This is a genomic window from Dapis hubbardiae BLCC-M172 (assembly GCF_050016015.1).
GTDB lineage: Bacteria > Cyanobacteriota > Cyanobacteriia > Cyanobacteriales > Microcoleaceae > Trichodesmium.
In genome coordinates this window covers 1-4,556 of record NZ_JBNHEQ010000340.1, presented here as the reverse complement: position 1 = coordinate 4,556, position 4,556 = coordinate 1, and the positions used below count along the sequence as shown (strand labels likewise).

Sequence of the window (4,556 nt, the reverse complement as noted above, 5' to 3'; positions counted from 1 at the left end):
ATTAATTCTGATTAGTACAGACTTGGTTTATCAGTCATAATTATAATTATTGGTAGAGTATAGTAATCCTCAATGATTTGGTGTGAAAAAGAACTGTAGGGGTTTGGTCTCCAAACCCAAGCTAAAACATGATTTGGAGACTAAAACCCTATGATAAAATGTTAGGATATATTTAGAATTACTATATATGTAGGGTAGGACAAGAAGGCAAGATTTATCATTACTCTAGATAGTTCAAAGTTTACCGAAAAATTATTGAATTCAGATCAAATTATATGTCAAATCTCACAGTTAAAGACTTGGAAATATTGCAAGGTAATCTTAATCAAGCAGGTTTAGATTATCAACTAGAATTAGACGAAGGAAAGATATTAGTTATGGGTCCATCAGATATTATTTCTAGTGAAGTTGGCGTTCAGTTAATTAGGTTATTAGGTAATTGGGTTTATCCACGTCGTCTGGGACGTTTGTTTGATTCTAGTGGTGCTTTTATTCTTCCTGATACTAATCTCAAAGTTCCTGATGTTTCTTTTGTTCGTGCCCAACGTCTCAAAAAAAGTGTTCGTTATTTTGGGGAATTAGTACCAGACTTAGTAATAGAAATTAAATCTCAAAGTGACAGAATTAAACCTTTAAAAGAGAAAATCAAGAAGTATTTAGAATTTAGGAGCGCAAGTAGGAATTTTGATAGATCCAGACGAGGAAATAGTTGTAGTTTATCGCTCCAATGCTGAAGAAATTGAGTTGAGAAATGGAGATAAGTTGACTATTCCTGAACTATTTGGTGAGTGGGAATTATCTATTGTTGAACTTTGGCCGCCTGTATTTGATGAAGAAGAATAAACTATCTTTAATTTGAAGTGGTAAATTAATAAACTATCTTGATTTTAGGTGGTAAATTAATAACTAAAAACAATACGCAGAAAACCTTGAAACTTTAAAGTTGGATGTTCTTAATTAGATTACTACTCAATGTAATAATCACGAGTTGAAATTTTATGGCATCCGGTTTGTTTGCAGTTTAGTAATACTCTGGAAAAATCTGCCCAGAAATATAGCGCTACCTACAAGGCAAAAGTCAAAAATAATCTATGACTAAGTTTGAGAATTTATAAATGTCCGTGCCCTTTGCTTAGATTGCTATACAAAGGACTGTCTCCCTGGTACAAGTCTAAACAAAAACCCCCAGAAAGCGCCATTGAGATGGTACACTTTTAGGGGATTATTCTTCATATTTAGGGGGGAAAAGCGCTCCAAGAAAAAATACCCCTCGTGCCAATTATCGGAAAACTAAGAACTAGCACAGGTTGTCGATTAATTTGTGTAAGCTAATAGAGCGCTTTGGGTAGAGGAGAAAGATTTTAGATATTTTAAGTTCTAATCTATGATCAACTTCGGGGTAGTCTTGAATTAATAAGGGATGGGGTAGTCTTGAATTAATAAGGGATAAGGATATTGTGGTTAACTAGAAGCCTCAATAAGATAAACTGCACCTCCATAACCCGATAAGCTATAACCTCCACCTGTAATTTTCTCCAGTTCGTTGTCATCCAAACAAACAAACATCTCCTTGTTTTGGTTACCCGCTTCTTTTGTAGTTAGTTGAGTAGAGTTTTGATTGATTGAGTTAGGAAAATTGCTTTGCTTTTTGTTTAAGATTGGTTCCATTTTTTTTCTTTCCGTAATACCCACAAGAATTACTTATGCAATTTCCACCTATCATTCTCATTTTTCCGGAAACTACCGACAAGAATTACTTCTTAATCTTTATGGTAGGCTTAGGGATAGGGAGTGTAACTTGCACATCTACATCTACAGGACTCGTCTGCGCAGGACTCGTCTGCATCTGAGCCCCATCATTCACCGTCTATATAAGCAACTCCAACATATCCAGCCAAAGGCCCCGCAGCCAAAGGACACCCACCCGTCACTTTATCTAGTTCGTTGTCATCCAAACAAACAAACATCTCGTTGTTTTGCTTACCCGCTTGTTTTGTAGTTGGTTGAGTAGAGTTTTGATTGGTTGAGTTAGAAAAATTGCTTTGCTTTTTGTTTAAGATTGGTTCCATTTTTTTCTTTCCGTAATACCAACAAGAATTACTTATGTAATTTCCACCGACCATTCTCATCTTTCCGGAAACTACTGACAAGAATTACTTCCTTTACTTTCGACATTACTAAATTTTGACTTGATGAGGGGAGGAGGTAATTGCTAAAGTCACACAGCATTCAAACAAATCTTACCTTTAACTTTTGACGCTTATTTTCTTCTGCCTTCTAATACACCTTCCCTTCATTAACCATAATAAAAACCTTCTCCTCCTATATATATTCCCCCATCTCCTCCTTTTCTCTTTTCCCTTCCTCAAAACTTAGAAACATTCAACTGCCGTAACATTACCATTTTCTTCTGATGATGTGCCTGCATCCGCTGCAATACATCACACAAAAATTGCATGGCCTTATCAATATATGGCCCTTTATTCAACATCACACATTCTGCTCGACTACCCATTGCTGCATCGGTAACCTCTGCACGAGAAGCCATACCACCTTTTGCCAAAGACTCCAAAACCTGAGTTGCCCAAATCACAGGTACATGAGCAGCTTCACATAACCACAATATTTCCTCTTGCACTTCCGACAAACGTTCAAACCCAACTTCCACACCCAAGTCACCTCGCGCTACCATAACTGCTATCCGTCGATGACGTAAAGCAGTTAACAATAATCTTGGCAGTTGATTAAAAGCTTTTTGATTCTCAATTTTCAGAATAATTCCTAATTCCCCAGTGTTGAGTTTTTCCAACTCCCCAATTAACTGCTCAATATCTGTAGGATGCTGCACAAAAGAAATAGCTACCATATCCCCATGTTGGGCAACAAATTCTAAATCTTGCAAATCCTTTTTTGTCAATGCTGGCAATTTCAAATCTGTATCTGGTAAGTTAATACCCTTTTCACTCTTAAGTTTAGCTTTACCATCCTTCGCAGAAGTAATTTCTACATGAAATTCCTCTGCTTCGACATGGCGAATTACTCCAGCAATAACACCATCATCAAAGAAAACTCTTTCCCCAATTCGCACATCTCGGAAAACTTCTGGCATATCACATCCTATTCTTGGAGGTTTATTTTTACTAAATGGTTTACCGAGAATATCACCCTGTCTCACTACCAAAGTATCTCCTTGGGAAAGGGAAAAATGTTTACCTTCAATTTTGCCAGTTCTTAATTTTGGACCTGCCAAGTCAAAGGAAATGCGACATGACTTCCCTAAATCTTTTTCCGCTTGGCGCAAATGTTGAATCATTTTTGTCCATACTTCCCGGTTATCATGGGCGCAGTTAATCCGCATGATATTCATATCTTTGGCTAATAATTTATGAATTATCTGAGGGTCATCAGCAGCTTCACTTGGCATTGTCACCATGATACGAGCATTTCTAAGTTCTGGTTTAGGCCCTAATATCTCCAGAGTATGTTCTGTCAGCATGGCGTTTCCCAATTCGTGGGTTATAGATAATTCTGCTTGTAGCTCTGGTGGAATGGAACGATTATCTATTCTATGGAGTGCCTCTAAAACTGCATGAAGTGAGGCCATAACATGAGCTTCCATCCGACCGAGGGAACTTAATCCCAAGATACTAAGGTCATATTGTAAGTCTCGGATATCATGGCGACGTACTGCTAAGTAATGAATCAGGTTTTGGGCGCTTTTGCAATTATTGGGATAAATTTTTTCTAGGTTTTCGGCTTCTTGTATTTCCAGGGCGATCGCTTCTGACCATAGTTGTTGTATTGCTTGGAGCGATCGATCAATTCTTTCTATACGAATAGTAGAAGCATCCTGTTGAGGTATTTCTAGTTTCATCTTTTTATATACAATTCTCTATACCTTCCTTATATCAAAATCTACTTCTGAGATTCTCTCGCCAAAGTTAAGTTTGTTTTAGATTAAATAGATATATAGTCCCCGCCTCTTTTGTCTGAGATGGAAAAGCAGTGGGTAGAAAATGTATTGGGTGATCATTGATATTTGTTGGGGTTTGGTTTCCTACAAATAATCATTGGCTATTTTTGTATTTTCCTGATAACCATAAAATTGCTAATTTGTCAATTAGCCAAAAAATCAGGAGAGAAAAATTAGTCATTCATCCCAGAAAAATTTAGAGTATTTGCCTCTGAAAATAACGAAATAATAGGTATTTGCACCTTCAAAATTACTTTAAGCAATAACTCTCCTTTCGATTATTGTAGAGTATATACCATCATACAATCAAGAGGAAGGGCTAAAAATATTGAAATATCGTTAACCACTTCAGACAAATTTTCTGCTTTTTTGTCATCAAGCCCTGACAAACTTAAAAATTTTTAAACTAAAAGACTAAAACTTAAACAATAACTTATTTGTATGAGGCAGAAAGGCAGTGGGTAGAAAATTTGTTGGGTGGTAATTGATATTTTTTTGTTTTGCTCCGAATTTATTACTTAAAAAAGATAACGGGACTTTAGCAAATTTCAAGCCCAAACAAATCCCAAACTCTCTTTATGAG

The 4,556-nt window shown here is 36.4% G+C and carries 3 protein-coding genes and 1 pseudogene; 1 reads left to right on the top strand and 3 read right to left on the bottom strand.

Features of this window, described 5'->3' with window-relative positions; all coding sequences use genetic code 11:
• The first annotated feature begins 275 nt into the window (after window positions 1-275).
• Window positions 276-843: pseudogene (locus ACP6PK_RS31580) on the top strand (Uma2 family endonuclease).
• 618 nt (window positions 844-1,461) lie between these two features.
• On the opposite strand, the gene ACP6PK_RS31575 reads toward ACP6PK_RS31580, so the two are convergent.
• The 3 genes from ACP6PK_RS31575 to ACP6PK_RS31565 all read right to left on the bottom strand — a co-directional run bounded on the left by ACP6PK_RS31575 (window position 1,462) and on the right by ACP6PK_RS31565 (window position 3,874).
• Window positions 1,462-1,668: a ComC/BlpC family leader-containing pheromone/bacteriocin gene (locus ACP6PK_RS31575; RefSeq protein ID WP_426565754.1), complete on the bottom strand. Its 207-nt coding sequence runs from the start codon at window positions 1,666-1,668 to the stop codon at window positions 1,462-1,464.
• Window positions 1,669-1,856: 188 nt separating this feature from the next.
• On the bottom strand, window positions 1,857-2,069 hold the full coding sequence (locus ACP6PK_RS31570) for a hypothetical protein (protein WP_426565752.1): 213 nt from the start codon (window positions 2,067-2,069) through the stop codon (window positions 1,857-1,859).
• A gap of 296 nt (window positions 2,070-2,365) precedes the next feature.
• Window positions 2,366-3,874 carry a pyruvate kinase gene (locus ACP6PK_RS31565; RefSeq protein WP_426565750.1) on the bottom strand — a complete coding sequence of 503 codons (1,509 nt, stop codon included), beginning with the start codon at window positions 3,872-3,874 and terminating at the stop codon, window positions 2,366-2,368.
• Window positions 3,875-4,556: the final 682 nt, after the last annotated feature.

Excerpts from the sequence above, each read along its gene's own strand:
- ACP6PK_RS31565 (WP_426565750.1), bottom strand. The coding sequence starts at position 3,874 with ATGAAACTAGAAATACCTCAACAGGATGCTTCTACTATTCGTATAGAA.
- ACP6PK_RS31570 (WP_426565752.1), bottom strand. The coding sequence starts at position 2,069 with ATGGAACCAATCTTAAACAAAAAGCAAAGCAATTTTTCTAACTCAACC.
- ACP6PK_RS31575 (WP_426565754.1), bottom strand. The coding sequence starts at position 1,668 with ATGGAACCAATCTTAAACAAAAAGCAAAGCAATTTTCCTAACTCAATC.